The 23,975-nt window shown below is 68.7% G+C and carries 21 protein-coding genes and 2 pseudogenes; 13 read left to right on the top strand and 10 right to left on the bottom strand.

What is annotated here, in order from left to right:
* Positions 1 to 72: 72 nt before the first annotated feature.
* Positions 73 to 1,035, top strand: a complete 963-nt coding sequence (locus ACFY0T_RS18300) for a LysR family transcriptional regulator (RefSeq protein ID WP_382278905.1) — start codon at positions 73 to 75, stop codon at positions 1,033 to 1,035.
* 137 nt (positions 1,036 to 1,172) lie between these two features.
* Here the strand turns inward: ACFY0T_RS18300 and ACFY0T_RS18295 are convergent, their stop codons facing one another.
* Positions 1,173 to 1,775, bottom strand: coding sequence for a TetR/AcrR family transcriptional regulator (locus ACFY0T_RS18295; RefSeq protein WP_351613366.1), 603 nt, complete (start codon positions 1,773 to 1,775; stop codon positions 1,173 to 1,175).
* 168 nt (positions 1,776 to 1,943) lie between these two features.
* On the opposite strand from ACFY0T_RS18295, the gene ACFY0T_RS18290 reads away from it, so the two are divergent.
* Entirely contained in the window at positions 1,944 to 2,657 is a 714-nt protein-coding gene (locus ACFY0T_RS18290; RefSeq protein WP_351613369.1) for an SDR family oxidoreductase, read from the top strand.
* 442 nt (positions 2,658 to 3,099) lie between these two features.
* On the opposite strand, the gene ACFY0T_RS18285 is transcribed toward ACFY0T_RS18290, so the two are convergent.
* The 4 genes from ACFY0T_RS18285 to ACFY0T_RS18270 all read right to left on the bottom strand — a co-directional run bounded on the left by ACFY0T_RS18285 (position 3,100) and on the right by ACFY0T_RS18270 (position 6,810).
* Positions 3,100 to 3,930 carry an enoyl-CoA hydratase/isomerase family protein gene (locus ACFY0T_RS18285; protein WP_388871024.1) on the bottom strand — a complete coding sequence of 277 codons (831 nt, stop codon included), beginning with the start codon at positions 3,928 to 3,930 and terminating at the stop codon, positions 3,100 to 3,102.
* A gap of 112 nt (positions 3,931 to 4,042) precedes the next feature.
* Entirely contained in the window at positions 4,043 to 4,849 is an 807-nt protein-coding gene (locus ACFY0T_RS18280; protein WP_388871021.1) for a strictosidine synthase, read from the bottom strand.
* A 32-nt stretch (positions 4,850 to 4,881) separates the two neighbouring features.
* Positions 4,882 to 5,748, bottom strand: a complete 867-nt coding sequence (locus tag ACFY0T_RS18275; RefSeq protein ID WP_388871017.1) for an alpha/beta fold hydrolase — start codon at positions 5,746 to 5,748, stop codon at positions 4,882 to 4,884.
* 66 nt (positions 5,749 to 5,814) lie between these two features.
* Complete coding sequence (locus tag ACFY0T_RS18270) at positions 5,815 to 6,810, bottom strand: NADP-dependent oxidoreductase (protein WP_388871014.1); 996 nt, start codon at positions 6,808 to 6,810, stop codon at positions 5,815 to 5,817.
* A 149-nt stretch (positions 6,811 to 6,959) separates the two neighbouring features.
* Here ACFY0T_RS18270 and ACFY0T_RS18265 point away from each other — a divergent pair, with 149 nt between their 5' ends.
* A complete protein-coding gene (locus tag ACFY0T_RS18265) occupies positions 6,960 to 7,583 on the top strand; it encodes a TetR/AcrR family transcriptional regulator (protein WP_388871012.1) in 624 nt (207 codons plus the stop codon).
* Between the two features lie 147 nt (positions 7,584 to 7,730).
* Here the strand turns inward: ACFY0T_RS18265 and ACFY0T_RS18260 are convergent, their stop codons facing one another.
* Positions 7,731 to 8,339: a TetR/AcrR family transcriptional regulator gene (locus tag ACFY0T_RS18260; RefSeq protein ID WP_388871009.1), complete on the bottom strand. Its 609-nt coding sequence runs from the start codon at positions 8,337 to 8,339 to the stop codon at positions 7,731 to 7,733.
* A gap of 48 nt (positions 8,340 to 8,387) precedes the next feature.
* On the opposite strand from ACFY0T_RS18260, the gene ACFY0T_RS18255 reads away from it, so the two are divergent.
* The 6 genes from ACFY0T_RS18255 (at position 8,388) to ACFY0T_RS18230 (ending at position 15,400) form a co-directional block, all read left to right on the top strand.
* Positions 8,388 to 9,308 (top strand): alpha/beta fold hydrolase, encoded by a 921-nt coding sequence (locus tag ACFY0T_RS18255; protein WP_388871006.1) that lies wholly within the window; start codon positions 8,388 to 8,390, stop codon positions 9,306 to 9,308.
* 593 nt (positions 9,309 to 9,901) lie between these two features.
* A complete protein-coding gene (locus tag ACFY0T_RS18250) occupies positions 9,902 to 10,813 on the top strand; it encodes an alpha/beta hydrolase fold domain-containing protein (protein WP_388871003.1) in 912 nt (303 codons plus the stop codon).
* Between the two features lie 183 nt (positions 10,814 to 10,996).
* On the top strand, positions 10,997 to 12,886 hold the full coding sequence (locus ACFY0T_RS18245) for a propionyl-CoA synthetase (protein WP_388871000.1): 1,890 nt from the start codon (positions 10,997 to 10,999) through the stop codon (positions 12,884 to 12,886).
* Positions 12,887 to 13,178: 292 nt separating this feature from the next.
* The gene (locus ACFY0T_RS18240; RefSeq protein WP_388341434.1) at positions 13,179 to 14,246 is read left to right on the top strand and encodes an alkene reductase; all 1,068 of its coding nucleotides are present in this window, start codon (positions 13,179 to 13,181) and stop codon (positions 14,244 to 14,246) included.
* 173 nt (positions 14,247 to 14,419) lie between these two features.
* Complete coding sequence (locus ACFY0T_RS18235) at positions 14,420 to 14,554, top strand: hypothetical protein (protein WP_382146396.1); 135 nt, start codon at positions 14,420 to 14,422, stop codon at positions 14,552 to 14,554.
* A gap of 273 nt (positions 14,555 to 14,827) precedes the next feature.
* Complete coding sequence (locus tag ACFY0T_RS18230; RefSeq protein ID WP_266695800.1) at positions 14,828 to 15,400, top strand: TetR/AcrR family transcriptional regulator; 573 nt, start codon at positions 14,828 to 14,830, stop codon at positions 15,398 to 15,400.
* Between the two features lie 253 nt (positions 15,401 to 15,653).
* On the opposite strand, the gene ACFY0T_RS18225 is transcribed toward ACFY0T_RS18230, so the two are convergent.
* Positions 15,654 to 16,445, bottom strand: coding sequence for an alpha/beta fold hydrolase (locus tag ACFY0T_RS18225; protein WP_388870996.1), 792 nt, complete (start codon positions 16,443 to 16,445; stop codon positions 15,654 to 15,656).
* 835 nt (positions 16,446 to 17,280) lie between these two features.
* On the opposite strand from ACFY0T_RS18225, the gene ACFY0T_RS18220 reads away from it, so the two are divergent.
* Genes ACFY0T_RS18220 through ACFY0T_RS18210 form a run of 3 tightly spaced genes read left to right on the top strand, consistent with a single transcriptional unit; the run spans position 17,281 to position 19,444 of the window.
* A complete protein-coding gene (locus ACFY0T_RS18220) occupies positions 17,281 to 18,345 on the top strand; it encodes a Rieske 2Fe-2S domain-containing protein (protein WP_388870993.1) in 1,065 nt (354 codons plus the stop codon).
* Entirely contained in the window at positions 18,342 to 18,512 is a 171-nt protein-coding gene (locus ACFY0T_RS18215; RefSeq protein WP_388870990.1) for a hypothetical protein, read from the top strand. The genes ACFY0T_RS18220 and ACFY0T_RS18215 overlap by 4 nt, the downstream gene beginning before the upstream one ends.
* Entirely contained in the window at positions 18,509 to 19,444 is a 936-nt protein-coding gene (locus tag ACFY0T_RS18210) for a PDR/VanB family oxidoreductase (protein WP_388870987.1), read from the top strand. The genes ACFY0T_RS18215 and ACFY0T_RS18210 overlap by 4 nt, the downstream gene beginning before the upstream one ends.
* Here the strand turns inward: ACFY0T_RS18210 and ACFY0T_RS18205 are convergent.
* Positions 19,395 to 19,827: pseudogene (locus ACFY0T_RS18205) on the bottom strand (IclR family transcriptional regulator C-terminal domain-containing protein); the annotation flags it as partial. The gene ACFY0T_RS18210 and the pseudogene ACFY0T_RS18205 sit on opposite strands and share 50 nt — an antisense overlap.
* Here ACFY0T_RS18205 and ACFY0T_RS18200 point away from each other — a divergent pair.
* A pseudogene (locus ACFY0T_RS18200) lies at positions 19,823 to 20,074 on the top strand (ABC transporter ATP-binding protein); the annotation flags it as partial. The pseudogenes ACFY0T_RS18205 and ACFY0T_RS18200 sit on opposite strands and share 5 nt — an antisense overlap.
* Here the strand turns inward: ACFY0T_RS18200 and ACFY0T_RS18195 are convergent.
* A complete protein-coding gene (locus ACFY0T_RS18195; protein ID WP_388870984.1) occupies positions 20,046 to 22,220 on the bottom strand; it encodes a discoidin domain-containing protein in 2,175 nt (724 codons plus the stop codon). The pseudogene ACFY0T_RS18200 and the gene ACFY0T_RS18195 sit on opposite strands and share 29 nt — an antisense overlap.
* A gap of 152 nt (positions 22,221 to 22,372) precedes the next feature.
* Entirely contained in the window at positions 22,373 to 23,968 is a 1,596-nt protein-coding gene (locus tag ACFY0T_RS18190; RefSeq protein ID WP_388870982.1) for a glycoside hydrolase family 13 protein, read from the bottom strand.
* Positions 23,969 to 23,975: the final 7 nt, after the last annotated feature.

The following is a 23,975-nucleotide window of genomic DNA, read 5'->3' as shown; positions in this document are numbered from 1 at the left end:
GGCCCCGCACCGTGTGCAAACAACCACCAATGGCGCACACCGACTGTGCAGAAACGCAGATACGGTGGGACTGTGCATCCCCACTCCCCGGACGAGAGCCCCGCTCCACGGCCGGCCGGCTCGCCTCGCTCCATCGATCCGCGCAGACTCCGCGCGGACGACCTGCGCTACCTGCTCGCGGTCTCCCGTACCGGACGCCTGGTGACAGCCGCCGACGCACTCGGGGTGGACCACACCACCGTGTCACGCCGTGTCGCCGCGCTGGAGAAGAGCATCGGCCTGCGCCTCATCGAACGCGGCCCGGACGGATGGACGCTGACGGAGATCGGAAGAGCCATCTCGGACAGCGCGCGCGTGATCGAGGAGGCCATCGACCGCGTCGTCGACACCGTGGAGGGCCAGGACTCGCCGTCCCTGCACGGCACGGTGCGCGTCAGCGCGCCCGACGGCTTCGGCACCGCCTTCGCCACGCCCGCCCTCGTACGGGTGCGCCGCCACCACCCCCAGCTCCAGGTCGAACTCATCACCGCGACACGGCAGCTCGCCCTGCGCCCGTCCGGTTTCGATCTCGCCGTAGTCATCGGCGTTCCCTCCAGCAGCCGCCTGGTGACCGAGCACCTCACCGACTACACGCTGGGGCTCTACGCCTGCGACGACTACCTGGCCAAATACGGCCGGCCGAAGTCGCTAGCGGAGCTGCGCGAGCACCCGCTCATCTTCTACATCGAGTCCATGCTGCAGGTCGGCGACCTCGACATCGAGCGCCACCTTCCCGGCATGACCCCCGCCTTCTCCTCGACGAACGTCTTCGCCCAACTCGAAGCCACCCGGCAGGGAGCCGGCATCGGCGTCCTTCCGGCCTTCCTGACCCAGCGGACGCAACTGCGCCGGCTACTCCCCGACGAGATCGACATCCGGCTCCCCATCACCCTGGCCGTCCGCCGGGAGACGGTGACACACGCCGCCGTGCGCGCCCTGTGGGCCGCGCTACGGCAAGAGGTCGCCGAACGGGCCGATGAACTGCTTCCGGAGTGAACGCCGGCGAGATGCAGGTGCGGTGGAATCCCGCCGATCGAACCACAGCCGCCGCCCGGTCGCGGCGGTCGGGATCAGAGCCATGGCGTAGCCGAAAACCATCCTGATGATCGCCTGGGACGGAGGGCGGCCGCGCTTCAGCGAGGCAGCAGGACGTCGACCTGCCCCCGGATGTCCTGCACGATCTCCTCGACACTCAAGGCGATGTTCACGCTCACCGCCATGCTGAGGAACATCACGGCGGACACGATGTGTGCCAGCGTCGCGGCGTCGCCCTCTGCGACCCGCTCGTCTCGGCGGAGCACGGCGGCGACGGCCTCCTCGGTCTGCGCGACGATGGCGAGTGCCGCACCGTGCCGGGGCTCCTCGGGGTCGCCGAAGACCATCTCTCGCAGGTAGGTACGTCCGTTGTCGATCTGGGTGCGATTGCACTCCACGATCGGCCGGACGATCGCCATCACCGCGTCCAGCACGCCGGGGACGGTCTCGGCGTCGGCCCGGCCCTGCTCGAGCGCTTCGATGTACTTGGCGTTCTGCACGAGCAGGAGGAGTTCGCCCTTGGTCTTGGCATAAAGGAACAGGGTCCCGGTGCCGATGTCGGCCTTGTCGGCGATCTGCTGGGTCGTGACCTCATCGACGCCGTGTTCGGCGAACAACTCCGTCGCGGCAGCGACGATGCGGTCGAATTTCTCCTGCTTGTTCCGCTCGCGCCGTCCGACCGGCCGGGGGGCGACAGACATGGCGGTGTCCTCCGGGAATAGATTATGACTGCAGTCAGTTATGACTACACTCGCTACCGCGTGGGCTCGAATATGGCTGTGCTCATTCTCCCACGACAGGGCGAGCAGTCATTGCTCCACCCGTGCAGAGCCACGCACCTCACATCCCCCTGGAACGAAGGAACACCCATGCCCTCCCTCGATGGAGCAGTCGTCCTCGTCACCGGCGCCAATGGCGGTATCGGCACCCACTTCGTCCACGACGCCCTGGCTCGCGGCGCCGCCAAGGTCTACGCCACCGCCCGTTCCCCCCGCGCCTGGGACGACGAACGCATCGTCCCCCTGACCCTTGACGTCACCGACCGCGCGTCGATCGACGCGGCCGTCGCCGCCGCGGCGGACGTCACCGTGCTCGTCAACAACGCGGGCGCCACCCCGCCGAGCGCGAGCCTGCTGGACGTCACCGAGGCGGACATCCGGGCGAACATGGAGACGAACTTCTTCGGACCAGTCCTTCTTGCCCGCGCCTTCGCACCGATCCTCGCCGCCAAGCAGGGGTCAATCCTCATCGACGTGCACTCCGTTGCCAGCTGGTACGCCTTCGGCGGCGCCTACAGCGCGTCCAAGGCCGCACTGTGGTCGGCCACCAACTCTCTGCGCATCGAGCTCGCACCCATGGGCGTCCACGTGACGGGTGTGCACATGGGCTACGTCGACACCGACATGGCCGCGCACGCCGAGGGACCCAAGATGCTGCCGACGCAGCTGGTGACGACGGTCTACGACGCGGTCGAGGCCGGCGAGTACGAGGTCCTGGCCGACGAGTTGACCCAGGGGGTCAAGGCGGCTCTGAGCGGCCCGGTCGAGGCGCTCTACCCGGACCTGCGCGGCACGAACGCCTGAACTTGTCCTTCGGTCCCGATGTGATCTCCTGACGTCGGGACCGCTTGATCCATGGGGTTCGAACGGTGTGCCGGCATCGCGGAGGCGTGCACCGTCGTATCGGCAGTCGGCCCAAGCAGCAGTCCGATCGATCAGCAGCCCGGCACCATCGGTGCAGTCGCCCAGCGACCGCCAAGGACACTTCCCCGACACCACCCGCAGCCCTGTCGGCGTACAAACCGCGCCACTGGGTGGTGAGCCCTGGACCACGGTACGGAAGACGTCGAACACCGCACCGCGTCCGCAGCAGCCCCGATCCGTCGGTCGTACTCGATGGTGACCGGGCTTCGCGCCATCGTTCCCCTCCCCCATCGGGCAGGCGTACGACGACCCAGATGGGACTCGCGACAAAGCGAGCACGGCCGCGGCATCTGCTGCGTACGTGCTCGCTTCCTGCCGGGTGTCAGCGTTGCTGGTTGGCGACGCCGATGTGGTGCCCGAGACGGTATTCGAAGTCGATGCCGGCCTGTTCGGCGAGGGCCTGCGTGCCTGCGGCCCGGGTGAGGAAACCGGGGAGGGTGAGGGAGTGGGCGAACTCGCCGTACGCGGCGACCAGGTCCGCGTCCGGGGGCAGGGATGCCCGGTTGATCTGGGCTTTGGCCGAGGCGAGTGAGGTGCGGTCGAAGGAGGCCAGCCGGGCGGCGACGGTGCCGACGAAGGCGTCGAGTTCGCTGTCGGGGAGGGCGCGGGTGACCCAGCCCCAGCGCTCGGCGGTGTCGGCGTCGTAGTCGTCGCTGGTGAGGATGGCTTCCAGGGCGCGGTCGCGTCCGATGGCCCGGGGGAGGCGTTCGGCGCCGCCACCGCCGGGCAGCAGTCCGCTGCCGACCTCGGGCTGTCCGAAGATCGCCTTCTCACGACTGGCGTAGCGCAGATCGAGGGCGAGGGCGAGCTCGTTCCCGCCACCGCGGGTGCGTCCCCGGATGGCCGCGATGGTGATGTAGGGCGCTTTGGAGAGTTCCAGGACCAGATTCGTCCATGCTGGCACTGCTTCCGGGTCCTCGGGGGCGGGGAAGTCGGCGGCGGCAGCCAGGTCGAAGTGGTTGTAGAAGAAGTCGGGGGTGGCGCTGTCGAACAGCACGACCTGGATGTCCGGGTCGGTGGCCAGTTCTTCGACGATCTCGATGAGGCGCAGGACGGTCTCGCCGGTGATGAGGTTGACGGGCGGGTTGGCGAAGGTGATCTTCGCGATCTGCGGTGAGGTGCGCTCGAAACGGATGGGGCTGTGCTCGCTCATGGCTGGCTCCGGATACGGATTCGGATGTGTGAGGGGTGTCAGACGGCTACGGGGGCGCGAGGAGGGCGGGGAAGCATGGCGCGGATGCATTGCTGAGCAGAGCCCGCGCCGCTCACTCCTCGTAGTGCGGGAGGATGTCGCCGTTCTTGACGTAGGTGAGGGCGGCGGTGACGTCGTAGGCGTGGATCGCGGAGACCTGCGGTGCCAGCCGGTTGGACAGGTCCTCGATCGCGTTGCCGGTGAAGAAGGCGTCCCGTGCTGCGGTGTCGGCGAACCCGAGGCTGACCGAGGCGTGGAAGTGCTGGTCGTGGGGGTTGTCGTGGGCGACGTCCGGGGTGTCCCAGAGCTTTTTCGTCCAGGGCAGGAACGTCTGCGTGCGCAGTTCCGTCAGCGCTCCGGTGCCGGCGAGCGCGGGGGCGAGCTGCTCGTTGACGAACTTCCGGAAGGCGCCGGAGCCGACCCCGTTTCTGCGGCGAAGATAGATCAGCGCGCGGGCACCGACCGTCTGTCCGGGGCCTGCGACGTCGTACCAGCGGGATGAGTTCGGCGGGCCGGCGTAGAGCAGGGTGCGGCGGAACACGTTGATCTCGTCGGCGTAGGCCAGCTTCGTCTGCTTGCGCCCTTTCAGGGGTGCAAGCACCGATTGGAAGGTGACTTCCGCGACGCCGTCGATCTTCCGGTCGGCGGGAATCGCGGTCTGGACCCCGTCGATGGCCGGCCACAGGCCCGGGTTGTGCTCGGCGAGGTGGATCTGCCGGTACTCGTCCAGGCCCGGGGTGGCGGAGATGATCCCCGAGTGCGGGCCCTTCCAGTGGTCCATGCCGGTCTGGCGGGGCTGGTCGGTGCGCACCCACAGCAGGATCGAGGAGGTGAGAGGCTTCTTCACTTCTGGGGGCGCAGCGACCGGTGACGTGCTCATGATGTTGCCCTTTTTTCCTGGTCAGGTGGTGGTCATCGGGCCAGGAACTCGACCGCTACGGGGGCGAACTCCTGGTGGTACTGGAAGATGCCGCCGTGCCCGGAGTCGGGGTAGATGATCAGCTCGCTGCCCTTGATGCGCCGGTGCAGGTCCTCCGACAGGACCGACGGCACCATGCGGTCGTTGTCGCCGTTGGCGATCAGGGTGGGCTGCGTGATCGACGACAGGTCGTCGGGGGCGGAGCGCCCCCACTTCTTGATCGCCTTCAGCTGCGTCTGGAACGCCTTGGTCTTGATGTCCACGTCGCGGTCGACGGTGCGCTCCTTGAGCCGGTTGACGAACGCGCGTGCGGCGGGCTTGCCGGTGGCATTGCGGTTGAAGAACAGGAACTCCTTGGGGTCCGAACGGGTCAACGTGGCACGCAGGATGTCCCAGTAGGTGACTCGGGCGACCTTGTCCATGTCCTTGCCGCCCTTGGGTCCGGTGCCGGTGAGGACCAGCTTGCGGACGAGCTCGGGGTGCTTCACCACCAGGGCCTGAGCAACCATGCCGCCGAGGGAGAAGGAGAAGACGTCGATCCTGTCGTACCCGAGCGCCTTGACGAAGGTGTAGGCGTCGTCGGCCATCGCCTCGACGCTGTCCGGCACCTGGCCGGTGGACGCCCCGACACCGCGGTTGTCGAAGGCGATGACGTGACGGCCCTTCGCGATGGGATCGATGATGCGGGGGTCCCAGTTGTCCAGGGTCGCGGCGAGGTGGACGAAGAAGAAGACGGGGATGCCGCCCTTCGGTCCCAGCTCGCGGTAGGCGTAGGTGACGCCGCCGGCGCTGACGGTGCGGGCCGGGGCCTTCGCGTAGGAGGTGATGACGGCTTCGTTCGGGGTGTCGGTGCTGCTCATGGCGGAATCTCCTCGTGCGTTTTGTGTCGCTGTGTGTTCTGTGTCGCCCGTCGCGGTTGCGGCGGGTCAGCTGTTGCCGATGACGGCCTTGCCGCGGATGCCGCCCTGGGACAGGGACTGCAGCGCCTGCGGGGTCTGGTCGAAGCCGGCCACCTTTCCCACGACCGGGCGCACCACGCCCTGGTCGATGAGGGTGGTGATCTGGCGGAGCTGGTCGCCGCTGGCGCGCATGAACAGGAACTCGTACGTCACGCCGAGCTTCTTGGCCTGCCTGCGGATCTTGCTGCTCAGGCCTGCGACCGCCAGGCGCATCAGCGGGTTCAGGCCGGCCTCGCGGGCGAACGCGGGGTCCGGGGGGCCGGTGATCCCGATGGCTTTGCCGCCGGGCTTGAGCACCCGCAGGGACTTCTCGAGGGTCTCCCCACCGATGCTGTCCAGCACCAGGTCGTAGCCGGTCAGGAGCTGTTCGAAGTCCTGGGTGCGGTAATCGATCACCGCGTCCGCGCCGAGCGCGCGCACGAAGTCCGCGTTGGAACCGCTGGTGGTCGTGGCGACGTGCGCACCGAGGTGCGCGGCGAGCTGGATCGCGATCGAACCGACCCCGCCGGCGCCGGCGTGGATGAGAACCTTCTGCCCGGGCTGCAGCTTCCCGCGCTCCACCAGCGCCTGCCACGCCGTGAGCGCCGCCAGCGGCAGCGAGCCAGCCTCTTCCATGCTGATCGATGCGGGCTTGAGCGCCAGGTCGCCCTCCGCTACGGCGATGCGTTCGGCGAACGTGCCGATGCGGTCCTGGTGGGGCCGGGCGTAGACCTCGTCTCCGGGCTTGAAGCCGCGAACCGCTGTCCCGACGCTGATGACGGTGCCCGCGACGTCGTTGCCCAGGATCAGCGGCAGCTTGTAGGGCAGGATCTGCTTGAACTCACCGGCGCGGATCTTCTCATCCAGCGGGTTCAGTCCGGCGGCCTCCACCCGGACGAGCACGTCGTGCTCCCCCACGGTGGGTTCGGGGACGTCCGCCTCCTGCAGCGGCTCCTTGTACTTGGTGACCACGAACGCTCTCATGGGGCGCCACTCCTAGAATTTGTCTTATTTATCCACGTTTGCGATTGGACCGGCCAACCCGGTATGGCATCCGGGGTCTCGCCCCGCCCGGCCAACCCGAGTACACTCAACTATGAGTCCACTCAGAAATATTGTCAAGGGAGGTCCCCATGGGAAGCGGTCACATGCCGATCGGGCGCCGCGAGCGGGCCAAACAGGCCAAGCGCGAGCGCATCATGACCGCAGCCCGCGAGCTGTTCGTCGAACACGGCGTCGACAAGGTCACGACGCAGCAGGTCGCCCGCCGGGCCGATGTCGCGATCGGGACGCTCTACCTGTACGCGTCCACCAAGGCCGAGTTGCTGATCATGGTGCAGAACGAGAAGTTCGCCGCCGCCGTCGATACCGGCCTCGCCGCCGCGAACACCGCCGTCGGACAGGGCGCGCTGGAGCGGGTCATCGCTCTCATCCGTCCCGTCGTGGAGTGCGTGAGGGAGCACATCGAGAACGGCCGCACATACCTGCACGAACTCGTCTTCGGCGACCCGGCCGAGCCCTACCGGCGAGCGGGTCTGGCCCTTGCCGGCCGCCTCGAGGACGGCATCACCGGCCTGCTCACCCGCGACGAGCACGTCGGCGCCGCCGACGCGGCGACGCTGGCACGGGTGATCACCGCGATCATCCACATCAGCACCACCGCCACCCTGTACCTGCACCGCAGCGACGATGCCGTCCTCGCCGACATCCGCGACCAGATCCACGCCACCCTGGCGCCCCACCACCGGACCGCATGACCGCTCGCTCCAGGCGCCACCCATCAAACCCCTGGAAAGGGGGCACTTCGTGAGCACGCATTACGGCGGCGTCGCCCTCGGCGCCGGAACAGCGGGTACGTCACCGCGATCCGCGCCGCGCAACTCGGCAAGACCACTCGGCTGCGGTCAGGCGTCCGGGCCTCCCGCCTCCGCCCCGTCGACGTTGCCGTGTGTCAGTGACGCAAGAATCTCCGCGCGGCAGACATCGAGGATTTCGTCCGCCAGTGGAGAACCGTCCGGGCATGCGCGCGACAACATGACCGCGCCGACCGAGTGGGCGAGCATGTCGATCACCATGGTGCGGGTCGCGCGCTGGTCCACATCCCCCGGCGTATCACTCTGAGCCTGAAGGGCCGTCAGCAGGTTCTCGATCCCGGCTGCGAACTCCGTTTTGATGTCCGCCGGCTGGCGTGCGGCGTCGCCACTGAGGGCCGCGATGGTGCAGCCGTCACCGCGCCCGTCGCGATGCTCCCGCGAGACGTAGCGCTCGACGAACTCGGCGGGGTCCAGGCCTTCCGCCCGTGCCGCGGTCTGCGAGAGCCCGCTTGCGGACGCTTCGGCCATCAGGTCGGCCTTGGAGCGGAAGTGCTTGTAGAACCCGCCATGCGTGAACCCGGCGGCTGCCATCAGTTCCGCCACACCGACACCGTCGTAGCCGCGCTCGCGGAACAGCCTGGCGGCTGTCGCGACGATGTGGGCACGGTTGCGCTCTGCCTGCGCCTTGGTGACCCGCACGATCGGCCGCCCTTCCTCAATTGACGCTCGGCGGTCAAGCGTACATAGATGTCGATCGACATCAAAGGTCTTGACTTTTTAAATTACGCCCGTAATCCTATTACTTACCCGTTCCAGAAAGGCCAGACCATGAGTGACACCCATGTGACCGCACCGACCCAGTACATCGAGGTCGACGGCGACCGCTTCGCCTACCGACGCTGGGGCAAGCCCTCCGGCGTCCCGATCTTCCTGCTCCAGCACTTCCGCGGAGGCATGGACAACTGGGATCCGCTGCTCACCGACGGCCTGGCCGAAGGCCGTGAGGTCATCCTGTTCAACGGGCGCGGCATCGCCTCGTCTTCCGGCACCCCGCGCAACCGGATGGAGGACATGGCCGACGACATCGCCGCCGTCATCCGGGCGTTGGGCCTGGAGCAGGTCGATCTGCTCGGCTTCTCACTCGGCGGCTACCAGGCGCAGGAGGTCACGCTGCGCCACCCCCAGCTGGTACGCAAGCTCCTCCTGCTCGGCACCGGCCTCCGCGGCGGGGACCCGACAAGTGACCCCCAGGTGCCTCAGTACGCGCTGAATCCGGTCCCCACCCTGGAGGACTTCCTCTTCCTGTTCTTCGGCCGCTCGGAAGCCGCGGTCGAAGCGGGCCGCGCCTTCTGGGAGCGCCGCCACCAGCGGGCCGACCAGGACACGCCGAGCTCGCCCGCAGTCGCGCAGGCACAGTTCGAAGCGGTTGTCGCCTACGCAGAACCGCTGCCGGGCGAGAATCCCTACGCCTTCCTGAACGCGATCACCCAGCCGACGCTGGTCCTCAACGGCGAGAACGACGTGATGATCGCCTCGATCAACTCCTGGCACCTCGCCCAGAACATCCCCAACGCTCAACTGCTGATCTACCCCGATGCCGGGCATGGAGCGCAGTTCCAGTACCCCGAGCGCTTCCTGAAGCACGCCATTCAGTTCCTCGAGGAGTAGCACCCGTGCAGTCGCTGATGCCTGGTGTGCAATGACGGCCCAGCTCAACGGGTCCCAGGACTGCGACAAGCGCGCCTTCTCATCCATGAAGTCATGTGCGCCTCCACGGTCGCGGACACAGGACAGTCCGGCGGTCGGATCGCCACCGATCCCGTCGGCCTGACCAGTTGCTCGGCAAGCCGACAGGCCTACCGGTACGGCCGGCCGAGGCAGGCAAGCCCGCGCGATGCAGGCAGGGCGCACTGGCGCCCTGGTGTCGCGCCCGCACCCACCGCCACGCGACCGCACCGAAGCCAAGTTGGACGCGGCGGCAGAAACCCCGGATCGCCGGCGCGGACGCCGCCCACAGGCGCGTCGCACGCACTCGCCCCACCGGCCCCGGGCGGTCCGGTCCACAGGTCGCGACCCGCCCGGCAGGCGCCCTGAAGGATCCATGCCCGATGCCCCGTCATGGGCCTCCGCGCATCCATCAGGTGACTCCGACTCATCTGAGTTTACTTTCATATACTCAGCCACTAGCGTCATGACCAGTACATCGACCCGCCCGCCGCGGGGGAACGCGGCACGGCACCCGCCCGACAAGGAGCAGCACCATGGCAGTAAGCCAAGAGGCACACGAGTTCGCGGAGTTCCTCGCGAGCGTGAGCGCGAAGTCGTCGACACCCGGTCTCGACCTGGCCGTCATCCGCGACATCGTGGACTCGAACCACAAGGCGTCGACCGAGCCGGAAGGCGTCACCTACGCCGAGGTGGACGCGGGCGGCGTCCCCGCCCTCTGGGCCATCCCCGAGGGCGCCGACCCCGACAAGGCACTGCTCCACTTCCACTTCGGCGGATCCGTCACCGCCTCCATGCACTCCGACCGCAAGGCCGCCGGCCACATCGCCAAGGCCGCCGGCGCCCGCTCCCTCGTCGTGGACTTCCGCCTGGCGCCCGAACACCCCTACCCCGCGCAGCTCGACGACGCCGAGACGGCCTACCGCTGGCTGCTCTCGCAGGGCTACGAGCCGCGGAACATCGGCAGCACGGGCCACTCGATCGGCGGCACCCTCGCGGTGCTGCTCCCGCTGCGCCTGCTCGCGCAGGGCGAGGCGACCCCGGGCGCGATCGTCAGCGTCTCACCCTGGACCGACCTCACCATCCAGAACGCGTCGGTGGACGAGAACGAGGACAACGACAAGATGCTCAGCAGGAACACCCTCGAACTCTTCCGAGCAGCCTGGCTCCAGGATCCCGGAGTGGACTTCGCCAACCCCGCGATCAGCCTCGTGAACGCCGATCTGACCGGCCTGCCGCCCACGGTCGTCCACTACGGCGAGTACGAGACCCTCGCCGACGACGGCGCCGAACTCGGCCGCCGCCTCGCGGACTTCAAGGTCACTTCCGAGGTCCACCCGCTGCCTGAGGGACAGCACTCGTTCGTCCTGGGCGCGGGGCGCGTACCCGAGGTGGACGAGGCGATCCAGCAGATGGGTCAGTGGCTCCGCAAGCACCTCGGCGCGTGAGCTCAAGCCGCACCTGGCGGAGAGGCCTGTCGGCCGGACCGCCGCACCACCGCGATGCCGGTGACCGGACCGCCGGTCGCCGGCATCCTGCTCGACCAGATCGGCCGGCATGCGGTACTTGTGTCCGACACGGTTCCGCACACAGCCACACCACCGTCCCTTGATGCCACAAAGGAGTGCGCGATGGGAACGTACGAGGATGTCTTCCGCGCCAGTACCGAGGACCCGGAGAGCTTCTGGCTGAAGGCGGCGGAGGGCATCGACTGGGATGTCACCCCACGACGCGCCCTGGACTCCTCGGGCGCCCCCTTCTACCGCTGGTTCCCCGACGGTCGGCTCAACGTCTGTTTCAACGCGCTCGACCGGCACGTCGAAGCCGGCCGCGGCGAACAGGCTGCCCTCATCTATGACTCACCGGTGACCGACACCCGGCGCACCTACACCTACGTGCAGTTGAGGGACGAGGTGGCGGCGTTCGCCGGGGCGCTCTCGCGGCTCGGTGTCGAGCACGGCGACCGTGTGGTGATCTACATGCCGATGGTCCCCGAGGCCGTTGTCGCGATGCTGGCCTGCGCACGTATCGGCGCGGTGCACTCGGTCGTCTTCGGCGGGTTCGCCCCGCGCGAACTCGCCCTGCGCATCGACGACGCGGCTCCGAAGGTGGTCGTCTCCGCCTCCTGCGGCATCGAGGGCAAGCGTGTCATCGCGTACAAACCCCTGCTCGACCGGGCGATCGAACTCGCGGCCCACAAGCCGGAGAAGAGCGTGATCCTGCAACGCCCGCAGGAGACGGCCGAATTGGGTCCCGACGATCTCGACTGGGGCGAGCTGGTAGCCGCCGCACCGCCCGCCGACTGCGTTCCCGTCGCCGCCACCGATCCCCTCTACATCCTCTACACGTCCGGAACGACCGGAAAGCCCAAGGGAGTCGTACGTGACTGCGGCGGCTACGCGGTCGCCCTCCACTGGTCGATGGGGTCCGTCTACGACGTGGGCCCGGGCGAGACGATGTTCACCGGCTCCGACGTCGGCTGGGTCGTCGGGCACTCGTACATCGTCTACGCACCGTTGCTCGTCGGAGCCACGACGGTCCTGTACGAGGGGAAGCCGGTCGGCACACCGGACGCGGGCCAGTTCTGGCGCGTCGCCGCCGAGTACCAGGTCAAGACCATGTTCACGGCGCCCACCGCGTTCCGGGCCATCCGCAAGGAGGACCCGAAGGGAACGCTCACCGCGGACTACGACCTGACCGGCCTGCGCCACCTCTTCCTCGCCGGTGAGCGCCTCGACCCCGAGACATATCACTGGGCGAGCGATCTGCTCGGCATCCCGGTCATCGATCACTGGTGGCAGACCGAGACCGGGTGGCCCATCGTCGCGAACCCGGTGGGCATCGAGGCGGCTCCCCTCAAGCCCGGGTCTCCCACCCGCCCGCTGCCCGGGTGGGACGTCCGTGTCCTCGACCCCTCGGGCAAACCGGTGCCCGCAGGCGTCGACGGCGCAATTGTCGTACGACTCCCCCTGCCGCCCGGCGCACTGCCCACGCTCTGGCAGGACGACGACCGCTACATTGCCTCCTATCTCTCCGCCTACGGCGGCTACTACCTCACCGGCGACAGCGGTCACATCGACGACGACGGCTACGTCTTCGTCATGGGCCGCACCGACGACGTCATCAACGTCGCCGGGCACCGTCTGTCCACCGGCAGCATGGAAGAGGCCCTGGCCGCCCACCCCGACGTCGCCGAATGCGCCGTCATCGGCGTCGCCGACGCCCTCAAGGGACAGGTACCGCGCGGTTTCGTCGTCCTCAAGGCCGGCGTCGACCGCGAACCGGGACAGGTCGAGTACGAACTCGTCCAGCTCGTGCGTGAACGCATCGGAGCCGTCGCCTCCCTCAAGGAGGTCGCGGTCGTGGCCGCCCTGCCCAAGACCCGTTCGGGAAAGATCCTGCGCAAGACGATGCGCGGCATCGCCGACGGGCACGACGAACCCATCCCCTCCACGGTGGACGACCCAGGCGTCATCGAGGCCCTGCGCCCTGTTCTCCGACGCCCTGGCCAAACCGCGTGAACGGCTGACCCGCAGCCCGGTCGACGACGGGCGAGCTTCCGGACCGTGCCGTGCGGCACACCAACTCGGAGGCCCCGCAGACTGCCGACTCCTGCTTGCAACTGCCCGCACACCCACATAGTATTACGATTGTAATTCCATAGATCGCGCCGACACAGCTCGGCCGACAGGGGTCATGACGGGTCCCCATCGGGCCCCAAGCAGGACGGCCCGGTCCTCCCGCTCGGCTGATCACACCTACTGCCGGCCCCCGCCCTCAGCGATCGACTACTCATCATCTGAGGAATCACCCATGCTCAACGCCCTGTGGAACCCGACCGTCGCCGGAGAGATCTCCCTGCCGCACCGGCTCGCCATGGCCCCCCTGACCCGAAGCCGGGCCACCCTCGACGGCGTGCCGACCGAGCTCAACGCCGAGTACTACGCTCAGCGCGCCTCGCACGCGCTCATCATCACCGAGGGCACCCAGCCCTCCGCCGACGGCCAGGGCTACCCCGTGACCCCGGGCATCTACACCGAGGAACACATCGCCGGCTGGCGCAAGGTCACCGACGCGGTACACGAGGCCGACGGACGCATCGTCATCCAGCTCATGCACGTCGGGCGCATCTCCCACCCGGACAACACCCCCCACCACCGGCAGCCGGTGGCACCCTCCGCGATCAAGCCGGCCGGACAGACGTTCACCCCGTCCGGGCTCCAGGAGATGCCGGTGCCGCGCGAGCTGTCGACAGCAGAAGTCGCTGCGACGGTCGACGACTTCCGGCGTGCCGCCGCGGCCGCCATCTCGGCCGGCGCCGACGGCGTCGAGATCCACGGGGCCAACGGCTACCTGGTCAACCAGTTCCTCTTCCCCAGCACCAACCAGCGCACCGACCAGTACGGGGGCTCCCTCGACAACCGCATCCGTTTCGCGGTGGAGGTCGCCACGGCCGTGGCCGACGAGATCGGCGCCGGCCGCACCGGCATCCGGATCTCTCCCGGCAACCCCTTCCAGATCAACGACCTCACGGAGAGCGATCCCCACGAGCTCTACCCGCACCTCCTGCGCGCCCTCGCTCCCCTCAACCTCGCCTACCTGCACATCGGCCACGGCGGCGACGAGGAACTCCTGCACACCCTCCGGAAGCTGTGGCCGACCACGCTGCTCCTCAACCGGGGCGGTGCCGATCTCTCCACCCGCGCCAAGGACATCGAAGACGGCCTGGCCGATGTGGTCACCGTCGGCACCATGGCACTCGCCAACCCCGACCTCGTCGAACGCGTACGCTCCGGCGCACCCCTGAACACCCCGGACCCCGCCACCTTCTACGGCGGCGGCGCGACCGGCTACACCGACTACCCCACCCTCCCCGCCTGACGAAAGACCGCGCGTCCGGGCGAAATCATCGCCCTCGCATGCCTGGAACAGGCCTACGCCGCACGGTGGTGACGCCCCGAGGAGCAGCGGGCCGTCACCACCGCGCCCGTAGGCATTTCCCTCGCACCTTCGAGAGGGAGACACACCGAAAAGAGCATGCGGTTGCTGGAACCATGGGCAAGAAGGAGGTCCGCCCGGGCTGCCAACTGCGCCTGGGCCAGGGCGGTTTGACAGCCCTTGCCGACAACGGCGCCGATGGCCCGCACCGTGCCCGTGTCATGGAAATGGACGTTGCCGATCCCGCGTGACGCGACCAAGGAGTCCGACGCTTCGACGACTTCCACCGCCACATCGGCCTGTCGGAGGCGTCCCCAGTGACCGTTTCCAGAAGTTGATCTCGGCCGGCATCCTGAAGGCCGTCCCACTGAGCCAGTGGGGCGAAGCATACGTACTCGGCCCCGAGGGTCCCGTCCGGAGAACCGGCACCCGAATGGCCTGCCGATCGTAATATTACGTACATCAGGTCATGGATTAGGCTTGACTGCGAGGCATCGGCCTTACGGAGCGAACGGAGGATTCTCGTGGTGCGCTACGCCAAGGAGCACAAGCAGGCGACACGGCAACGGATCATCGAGACGGCGGGCCACCGATTCAAGCAGGACGGCATCGACGGTTCGGGCGTCTCCACTCTGATGTCGGATGCCGGGCTCACCAACGGAGCCTTCTACGCCCACTTCGCATCCAAGGACGACCTCGTCGCCAACGTCGTGACCGACCAACTGCGCACACAGGTCGCGAGGTACGGCACTCTGCGGCCCGGCCGCCAGGGTCTCGAAGACCTGGTTCGCGACTACCTGTCGCCTGAGCAACGGGACCACCCCGGCGACGGATGCCCCTCCGCCGCGCTGCTCGACGAGATCAGCCGCTGCGGGGACGAGACGCGGCAGGCTTACACCGACGGCGCACGAGACATCGTGGACGAGATCGCCGCCCGCCTGACGCCTGCGAATCCGCAGTCCGCCCGGGGCAAGGCCATCGGGCTCTTCACCATGATGGTGGGCACGTTGCAGCTCTCCCGAGCCCTCTCCGACCAGAAGTTCTCAGACGAGGTCCTGGCGCAGGGGATCGAGAACGCCCTCTCCTTCATGCGCTGAGGGGAACCGTTCACGGCCTCGCACAACGCCGCCGAGGGCAACGGCCGCGAGGCTGGAAGCCGCCCGATGCGACGGTCACGGCCAGTGGAATCACGATCATCGCGGACGGCGGCCATCCAAGGGAAACGCCATCGCGCGCGCCACGAGGCTCGTCCCCGCGTCGACCACGCCCTCGCCCGGCCGACGGACGGGGGCGGCCGGGCGTCCACCAGGCCAACCCCCCGTCTCATACGGCGACCGCACTCGACGCCTACTACCGTTCGAGGAACTCGAGAGCCGTCTGCACGAACTGTCGGTGGAACTGGAAGATGCCGCCGTGACCGGCGTCGGGGTAGATCACCAACTCGCCGTTCGGCACCCGCCTCGCCAGGTCGGCCGAGTTCTGCGACGGAACCATCCTGTCGCTCTCACCGTTCGCGACGAGCACGGGCTGATGGATGACGGAGAGATCGTGGGGCTGCTCCAGCCCCCAGCGATGAATGGCCTTGAGCTGAGCACCGTACAACGTGAGCGAGATCGCCTTGCCCCTGTCGTGGGTACGTTCCTTTAACCGGGCCAGGAACTCCTTGCCGGCCCGACGCCCGCCCGCGGTGCGGGTGAAGAAGAGGAACTGCTTCGGGTCCTGAAGGGTGAGCAGCCCACGGACAGTGTCGAAGTGGGACAACCGGCTCACGTTCTTGATGCCCTCACCGCCGGCCGGGCCGGTACCCGTGAGGATCAGCTTGCGGACGAGCTGCGGTTCGGTCTGCGCGATCACCTGGGCGACCATGCCGCACATCGAGAAGCCATGGAGATCGACGTACTCGAGCCCGAGCGCCCGGATGAAGGTGACGGCATCCTTCGCCATCGCCTGAATGGTGCGCGGAGTCGTACCGGTAGAGGCGCCGACGCCCCTGTTGTCGAATGTGATGACCGAGTCCGTCCAGCACTCCGCAGACCTGACGGCCGCTACCGCAACGCCGGCCGGCCCGACCTCACCGTCAACGGCAAGAACGCCAACGACCAGGCACTCTCCGCCGCGCCGCCCAGCGACGTCGTCCGGCATTGGAAACGCCACCGGCAAGTCCCGCACGCTCAGCGTCAACACACCTACGGCTGGCACGTACGCCATGTCGGCCGAACGGATGTCCCTGGGCAAACGCGACGAACACACCGGCACCGCGTCCCGCGTGTCGTCACCCTTCCTGGCAGGGCCATCGTCGACACCGGCATGTCTACCTGCCCGACGGTTCCACGCTCCACGCCGCGGTGTCTCAGCGTGAGAGCCGGACAGCCCGGCACAAGCGACTGTCGGCCGCCCGCTTGGGCAAGATCCGGACCAGGTCCGGGCTAGCTGACTCAACGAGGAGCCACAGGCGCGCAATTGACCTGGTAGGCGGCCTGCCACGCTGGTACCACCAGCAGACGAAGAACCTGCCGGTGACCGCCTCCCGACCCTCGGGTTCGGCAGCCGCTGACGCGACCAGGCGCATGACGTCTGATCACGCTGTTGACCTGCAGCAACCGACCGAACGTGGCGGGAGGAAGGCTAATTCGACCCCGATTCGACCCCGCCCCCTCCCTTCGCGGCAACGACCAGCCCTGATCTGCAGCCATGCGAATTCTGCCGCTGTACCAGCCATACACAGCCAGGAAGTCACCACAAAGAAACCAAATCAGCCACTCTTCGCAATTCATCGAAGCTGCAGCGACACGAGTCGTAGGCGAAGAACAGAAGGCACGGCTGCACGTTCCACTCGGGTCGAACTCCGAGGCGTATCCAGACCAACCCTCTGACCAGGCCCTTTACATCGACCCTTCCGTGAGGCGGAAGCAGTGTTGCGCCCCCCTGACGCCCTTCCGGACGATGTCGCCATCACCCAACGACGGGAGCCGCAGCCATGCCGCACATGACGACCTTCGCCAGGAACCAGTGGTACGTCGCCGCCTACTCGCGCGAGGTGGGGCGCGAGCTGCTCGGCCGGACGATCCTTGGCGAGCCGCTCGTCTTCTACCGCACCGAGGACGACGGGACGGCCGTCGCCCTGTCCGATCGCTGTGTGCACCGCCGCTTCCCCCTCTCGGAGAGCCGGCTCGACGGCGAAAGGATCGTGTGCGGGTACCACGGGTTCACGTACGACACGTCGGGCGCCTGTGTGTACGTGCCCGGGCAGAAGCGCATACCGCGCACGGCGCGCGTCGCCTCGTACCCGGTCGTCGAGCAGGACTCGTTCGTCTGGGTCTGGATCGGCGACCCGGCCCTCGCCGACCCGGGGGCCATCCCGCGCGCCCGTCACATGGACTCGCCGGACTGGACCACGGTGTCCGGCATGGAGCCCATCGACGCCGACTACGGCCTCCTCGTCGACAACCTCCTCGACCTCTCCCACGAGACCTATCTGCACGGCGGCTACATCGGCACCCCCGAGGTCGCCGAGACGCCGATCACCACCGAGGTCGACGAGGGCGCGGGCATCGTGCGGGTCAGTCGGCACATGGACGACGCCGAGTGTCCGCCGTTCTACGCCCGCTCGACCGGCATCGAGGGCCGCATCACGCGCTGGCAGGACATCGAGTACCACGCGCCGTGCCTGTATCTGCTGCACAGCCGGATCGCACCGGTCGGTGTGCTGCCCGAGGCGGACGGCAGCGACCCGAACGCCTTCCACACCGAGATCACGTACGCGATCACGCCGTCCGCCGACGGCAAGGTGTACGACTTCTGGGCGGTCTCCCGGGACTTCGCCCGCGACGACGAGGAAGTCACCACGTTCCTGCGGGACTTCAACCACACGGTCGTGATGCAGGACGTCGACGCGCTCAACCTGCTGCAGAAGACGCTGGGCAGCGAGCGCTCCGGCTACCAGGAGCTGAGCATCAACATCGACGCCGGCGGTCTCGCCGCCCGCCGCATCCTCGCGCGTCTGGTCGAGGAGGGCGACAAGCCGATGGAGAAGGTTCAGTGACGAGCCCGACCGGCGAGATCTACCGCGTCGACTGGCTCCCGGGCACCGACGTCCTGCACGGCACCTGCCACTGCGGCGCCGAGCACACCGCCCAGGACCCGATCGAGATGTGGGAGTGGATGCTCGCCCATCCCGAAGGACACGAGCCGCAAGGACCCAGTTCATGACCTCCTACGAAGCCGAACTCGTCGTTGAGCGGCGGGAGTCCGTGGCCGACGGCGTGCTCGCCCTCACCCTGCGCCACCCGCTCGGCGAGGAGCTCCCGCCCTGGGAGCCGGGCGCCCACATCGACGTGGTGCTCGGGCCGGAGATGGAGCGCCAGTACTCGCTGTGCGGCTATCCGACGGACCGTCACACATGGCGGATCGCGGTGCTGCGCGAGCCGGACGGGCGCGGTGGATCCTCGTATGTGCACGCGCAGTTGGGGCAGGGGGACAAGGTCAGGGTCCGCGGGCCGCGCAACCACTTCGCCCTCGAGCCGGCCCCTCGCTACCGCTTCATCGCGGGCGGCATCGGCATCACGCCGATCCTGCCGATGCTGGCCGCGGCGGAGGCGGCGGGCGCGGAGTGGACGCTGCTCTACGGCGGTCGGACCCGCAACTCCATGGCGTTCACGGAGGAGTTGAGCCGCTACGGGGACCGCGTGCGGGTCGCCCCCCAGGACGAGACGGGGCTGCTGGACCTGGCGTCCGTGCTCGCCGGGGTCCCCGAGGGCACGCTCGTCTACTGCTGCGGTCCCGGCCCCCTGCTGGACGCGGTGGAGGAGGCGTGCCCGGCCGGGCTGCTGCACATCGAGCGCTTCCAGCCGAAGGTCCAGGAGACCGGCCCGGACAGCGAGTTCGAGGTCGTCCTTGAGCGCACCGGCCGCACACTGACCGTCCCCGCCGGCGTCTCCGTCCTCGACACCGTGCGGGCCGCCGGCGTCGAGGTGCTCTACTCCTGCACCGAGGGCACCTGCGGGACCTGCGAGACAGATGTCCTGGAAGGGGCCCCGGACCACCGGGACTCGGTGCTCACGGACGAGGAGCGGGAGGCCGGCGAGACCATGCTCATCTGCGTGTCCCGGTGTCTGGGGAAGCGGCTCGTGCTGGACCTGTGAGCCGCAGGTCCAGCAGGTCCGCCTCGATGCGGGCCACGGTCGCCAGCAGGTGGGGCAGCAGATCGCGGCGCACGGACGCCACGGAGTTGCGGCTCGCGTGCACCGGAATGTTCACCGCCACCACCTCGCCGTCCCGGTCCCGCACCGGGGCGGCGACCGAGCGCAGCCCCTCCTCCAGCTCCTGGTCGACGATGGCGTACCCCTGGCGTCGTACGCGGCCTAGTTCCGCCTTCAACAGCTCGGCCGTCGAGGACGCACAGCGAGGACGGCTCCCCCACCCTGCCAGCGAGTTGCTCCAGATGCGGCTGGGCGATCTCCGCGAGCGTGAGGCCGGAGAGGTAGGCGTAGCCGAGTTCCAGCACGCGCGGGGTGAGCCGGATCACCATCCTGTTCGTGACCCATGACATCGACGAGGCCGTCTACCTGGGCGAGCGGGTGCTGATCCCCTCCGCCTCCCCCACCGTCGTAGAGGAGCAGTTGAAGGTCGATCTCCCTGACGAGCGGGACCAGTCGCACACACGGGTCGCCCCGCGCTTCGCCGAGCTGCGGACCCATGTGTACGAGCAGATCCAGGCGGCGAAGCGCGGGGCGCCCTCGGACCTCACGACAGATACGCCTCCACCTCGCTGAACTGGGCCGCCGGCCAGCCGGTGTTGGCGGTGACGTTCAGTCGCAGGTAGCGCAGGTTCGTGTCGCTCGGCAGGGTCACCGTCACCGTGTTCCCGGTCGCCGGGTCGAAGCGGTAGTCCTTCGAGGCCACGACCGTCGCGTACGACGAGCCGTCCGTGCTCCCCAGGACCGACAGGGTCTGCGTGCGCGCCTGCCAGACGGACGCGGGCGGCAGTTTCAGAACGAGTCGGCGCGCGGGCTGAGGTGAGCCGAGGTCGACCGTCCAGGACTGTGGGAAGGCGTTGTTGGTGGACTCCCAGTAGGTGTGCGCGTCGCCGTCGACCGCCTTGCCGGGCGTGTAGACGTCCTGCGAGCCGGTGGCGGTGGCCGGGCGGCCCTTGGCGAGGTTGCGGGCCGGATCGGGGTCGGGGTTCCCCGAGCCGGGCTGCGGCCAGGTCGAGCAGTCCGCCCAGGTGCTGTCCCAGCCGGAGTTGCCGCCGCCGTTCGTCAGCGTGAAGGTGCCGGAGCCGGTCGGGTACGGGCAGTTGTAGACGCCCGCCGCACCGACCCCGGTGGCCTGGACGTTGCTGAACTTGGCGGCGCCCTGCGATTCGGCCTGGACGACGACCGTGCCGACGTTGGTGACGGTGGCGCCGTCGACGGTGATGTTCTTCGTCGCGTAGCCGTGACCGCCGCCCGACACGAACTCGAAGGCGCTGTACGGGCTGTCGGTGATCGTCGTACCGGTGATGTTGACGGTCGCCTCGATGGCGTTGTCGTAGGAGTCGACGCGCAACGCGCCCATCGGGTGGTTCCAGTTGGGGTTCATCGCGCCCGCGCGGACGAGGGTGTTCCCGGAGACGGTGATGGTTCCGGAGAGCGGGTGGAAGGGGTCGAGGAACTTCTGGTTGGAGACGGCGATACCGCTGCCGAGGGCATTGGTGTCGGAGACCAGGTTGTTCTTCACGGCCAGGTCGGTGCCGCCGTAGATCGCGATGCCGTTGGCGAGGTTCGGCTGGGTGATCGTGTTGTTCTCGAAGCTGCTGTTGGTGTCCGGCGCGTAGAGCGACCACATGGCGAGCGCGTCGTCGCCGTTGTTGCGCAGGAAGTTGTTCCGGACGCGCACCCCGCGCGCGTTCCCGTTGAGGTTGAGGCCGTCGGCGGTGGTGTCGAGGATGCGGTTGTTCTCGACGACGAGGTTGTCGTTGTTGCCGGTCAGCCAGAGGCCGACCTTGAGGTGCTGGAGCCACATGCCGGTGACTGAACTCCCCGGCCCCAGTGAACCGTTGACGAAGTTGTCCGGGTTGGAGTCGACGCGCTCGGTGACCTCGCCGATGACCGCGAAGTCCTTGAGGCGCACGCCGCCCGACGAGCTGGTCTGGTCGATGAAGCGCGAGGTGTGCACGACGGAGTACCAGCTGCCCGCGCCCTGGAGCGTCACGTTCTGGACACCGTTGAGCGAGGAGGTGACGCGGTAGTCGCCCGGCGGGATCCACACGACTCCCCCTTGCGCGGCGGAGATCGCGTCCCGGAAGGCCTGCGTCGAATCGCCCTGGCCACTGGGGTCGGCGCCCTTGTCGGTGACGGACACCGACCCTGCGGGGCGGGCGGCGGACGCGGCGACCTGCTCGAAGTCGGCGACGTCGACGGTCACTTGGGCGTTCGTCGCCTGGAAGGCGACCTTGTCGCCCGCCTGTACGTCCTGGCCGAGCAACAGCCGGGCGTTGTCGAAGAAGTGGTGGGTCTTGGCGCCGGGGATCCAGGAGGTGTCGACGTACGAGTACGTGGAGGTGACGGTGAGCGTCTTCGCCAGCTTGGTGCCGTTGACGTACACGTCGAGGGTGCCCGACTGGCCGTCGGGGACGCTGTACGAGACGTTCGCGGCGTTGGCCGCGCGCGGCACGGTGAACTCGACGCGCTGGCCCGCGCTCAGCCGTACGGCCTGCCGCCCGGAGGCCTCCGAGGCGAGGGTGCCCTGGGTGTAGTCGGGGCCGATCTTCGTGCCCGTAGAGGTGGCGGACTCGGCCTCGACCGAGGTGAAGGGCAGGTCGGCGCCCACGGCCGTCACGGCGGAGTGGGCGGGGGTGGCGCTGAGCATGCCGGCGGCGAGGGCGACGGCGGCAGCGCACGCCAGTGGCATGCGCCTGACAGATCTGGAGCTGTGCATGTGCTGATCCCTTCGTGGTGGGGGTGCGGGGATAGCTTTGTGCGGAGGAAAGCTCTGGGTGGGATTCGCTCTGGGCGGGGCCGGCTCTGCGCGGAGATCGCTCTACGCGGAGTTGGCCCTGCGCGGAGATGGCTGAATGCGGTACGGCGGTCTCAGACGCGCAGCCAGACCGCCGTGTCCTGCGGGAGCAGCCCTTCGGCATCCAGGGGGCCACTGCTGAGGAGGAGTTGGGTGTGGGGCGGGAGCTCGACCGGGCGGCCGGCGAGATTGACGGCGCAGAGCAGACCGTCCGTGCGGGCGAAGGCGAGCACGCCGTCGGGTGCGGGGAGCCAGCTGAGCGGGCCGTCGCCGAAGCCCGGTTCGGTGCGGCGGATGCGGAGCGCCGCACGGTAAAGGCTGAGCATCGAGCCGGGGTCCTGGGCCTGGCGGTCGGCGGCGTACGCGGGCCAGTCGGCGGGCTGCGGCAGCCAGGGTTCGCCGCCGAATCCCGCGTACGGCGCGCCGGCGGCCCACGGCAGCGGAACTCGGCAGCCGTCGCGTCCCGGGTCGTTCCCGCCGGAGCGGAAGTGCATCGGGTCCTGGATGCTCCCCGGCGCCAACTCGACCTCGGGCAGGCCGAGTTCCTCGCCCTGATAGACGTAGACGGAGCCGGGCAGGGCGAGTGAGAGCAGGGCGGCGGCCCGTGCCCGCCGGGTGCCGAGGGCGAGGTCGGTCGGGGTGCCGAAGGCCTTGGTGGCGAAGTCGAAGCCGGTGTCCGCGCGGCCGTAGCGGGTGACCGTACGGGTCACGTCGTGATTGCACAGCACCCAGGTGGCGGGCGCGCCGACCGGTGCGTGCTCGGCGAGGGTCTCGTCGATCGACGTACGCAGCCGTCCGGCGTCCCAAGGGCAGGACAGGAAGGAGAAGTTGAAGGCGGTGTGCAGTTCGTCGGGGCGCAGGTAGCGGGCGAAGCGCTCGGTGTCGGGGAGCCAGACCTCGCCGACGAAGATGCCGTCGTAGGCGTCGGCGACCGCGCGCCAGGAGCGGTAGATGTCGTGGAGTTCGTCGCGGTCGACGTACGGGTGGGGGTCGCGGCCTTCGACGAAGTCGGGCAGGTCCGGGTCCTTGGCGAGCAGCGCGGCCGAATCGATGCGGACGCCCGCGACACCCCGCTCGAACCAGAAGCGCAGGACGTCCTCGTGCTCCTGGCGGACGGCCGGGTGCGCCCAGTTGAGGTCGGGCTGTTCGGGAGTGAACAGGTGGAGGTACCAGTCGCCGTCGGGGAGGCGGGTCCAGACCGGCTCGGCGGAGCCCGCGAACTGGGACGGCCAGTCGTTGGGCGGGAGGTCACCGTGCGCTCCGCGTCCGGGGCGGAAGTGGAAGAGCTCGCGCTCGGGGCCTCCGGCGAGGGCGGCCCGGAACCACGGGTGCTGGTCGGACACGTGGTTCGGCACGATGTCGACGAGGGTGCGGATGCCCAACTCCCGTGCCTCGGCGATGAGTTTCTCCGCCTCCGCGAGTGTCCCGAAGGCCGGGTCGATGGCGCGGTAGTCGGCGACGTCGTAGCCGCCGTCGGCCATGGGCGAGAGGTACCAGGGGTTGAACCACAGGGCGTCCACACCGAGTTCGGCGAGGTACGGGAGCTTGGCGCGGACGCCCGCGAGGTCGCCCGTGCCGTCGCCGTCGCCGTCCGCGAAGCTGCGGACGTACACCTGGTAGATGACGGCGGAGCGCCACCAGTCCTTCGGGGCATGGGTGGGCTGTCCCACGGTGCCT

It is taken from the genome of Streptomyces sp. NPDC001530 (assembly GCF_042894545.1).
GTDB lineage: Bacteria > Actinomycetota > Actinomycetes > Streptomycetales > Streptomycetaceae > Streptomyces.
The sequence above is the reverse complement of the archived record's forward strand: the minus strand, read 5'-3'. Positions and strand labels throughout refer to the sequence as shown.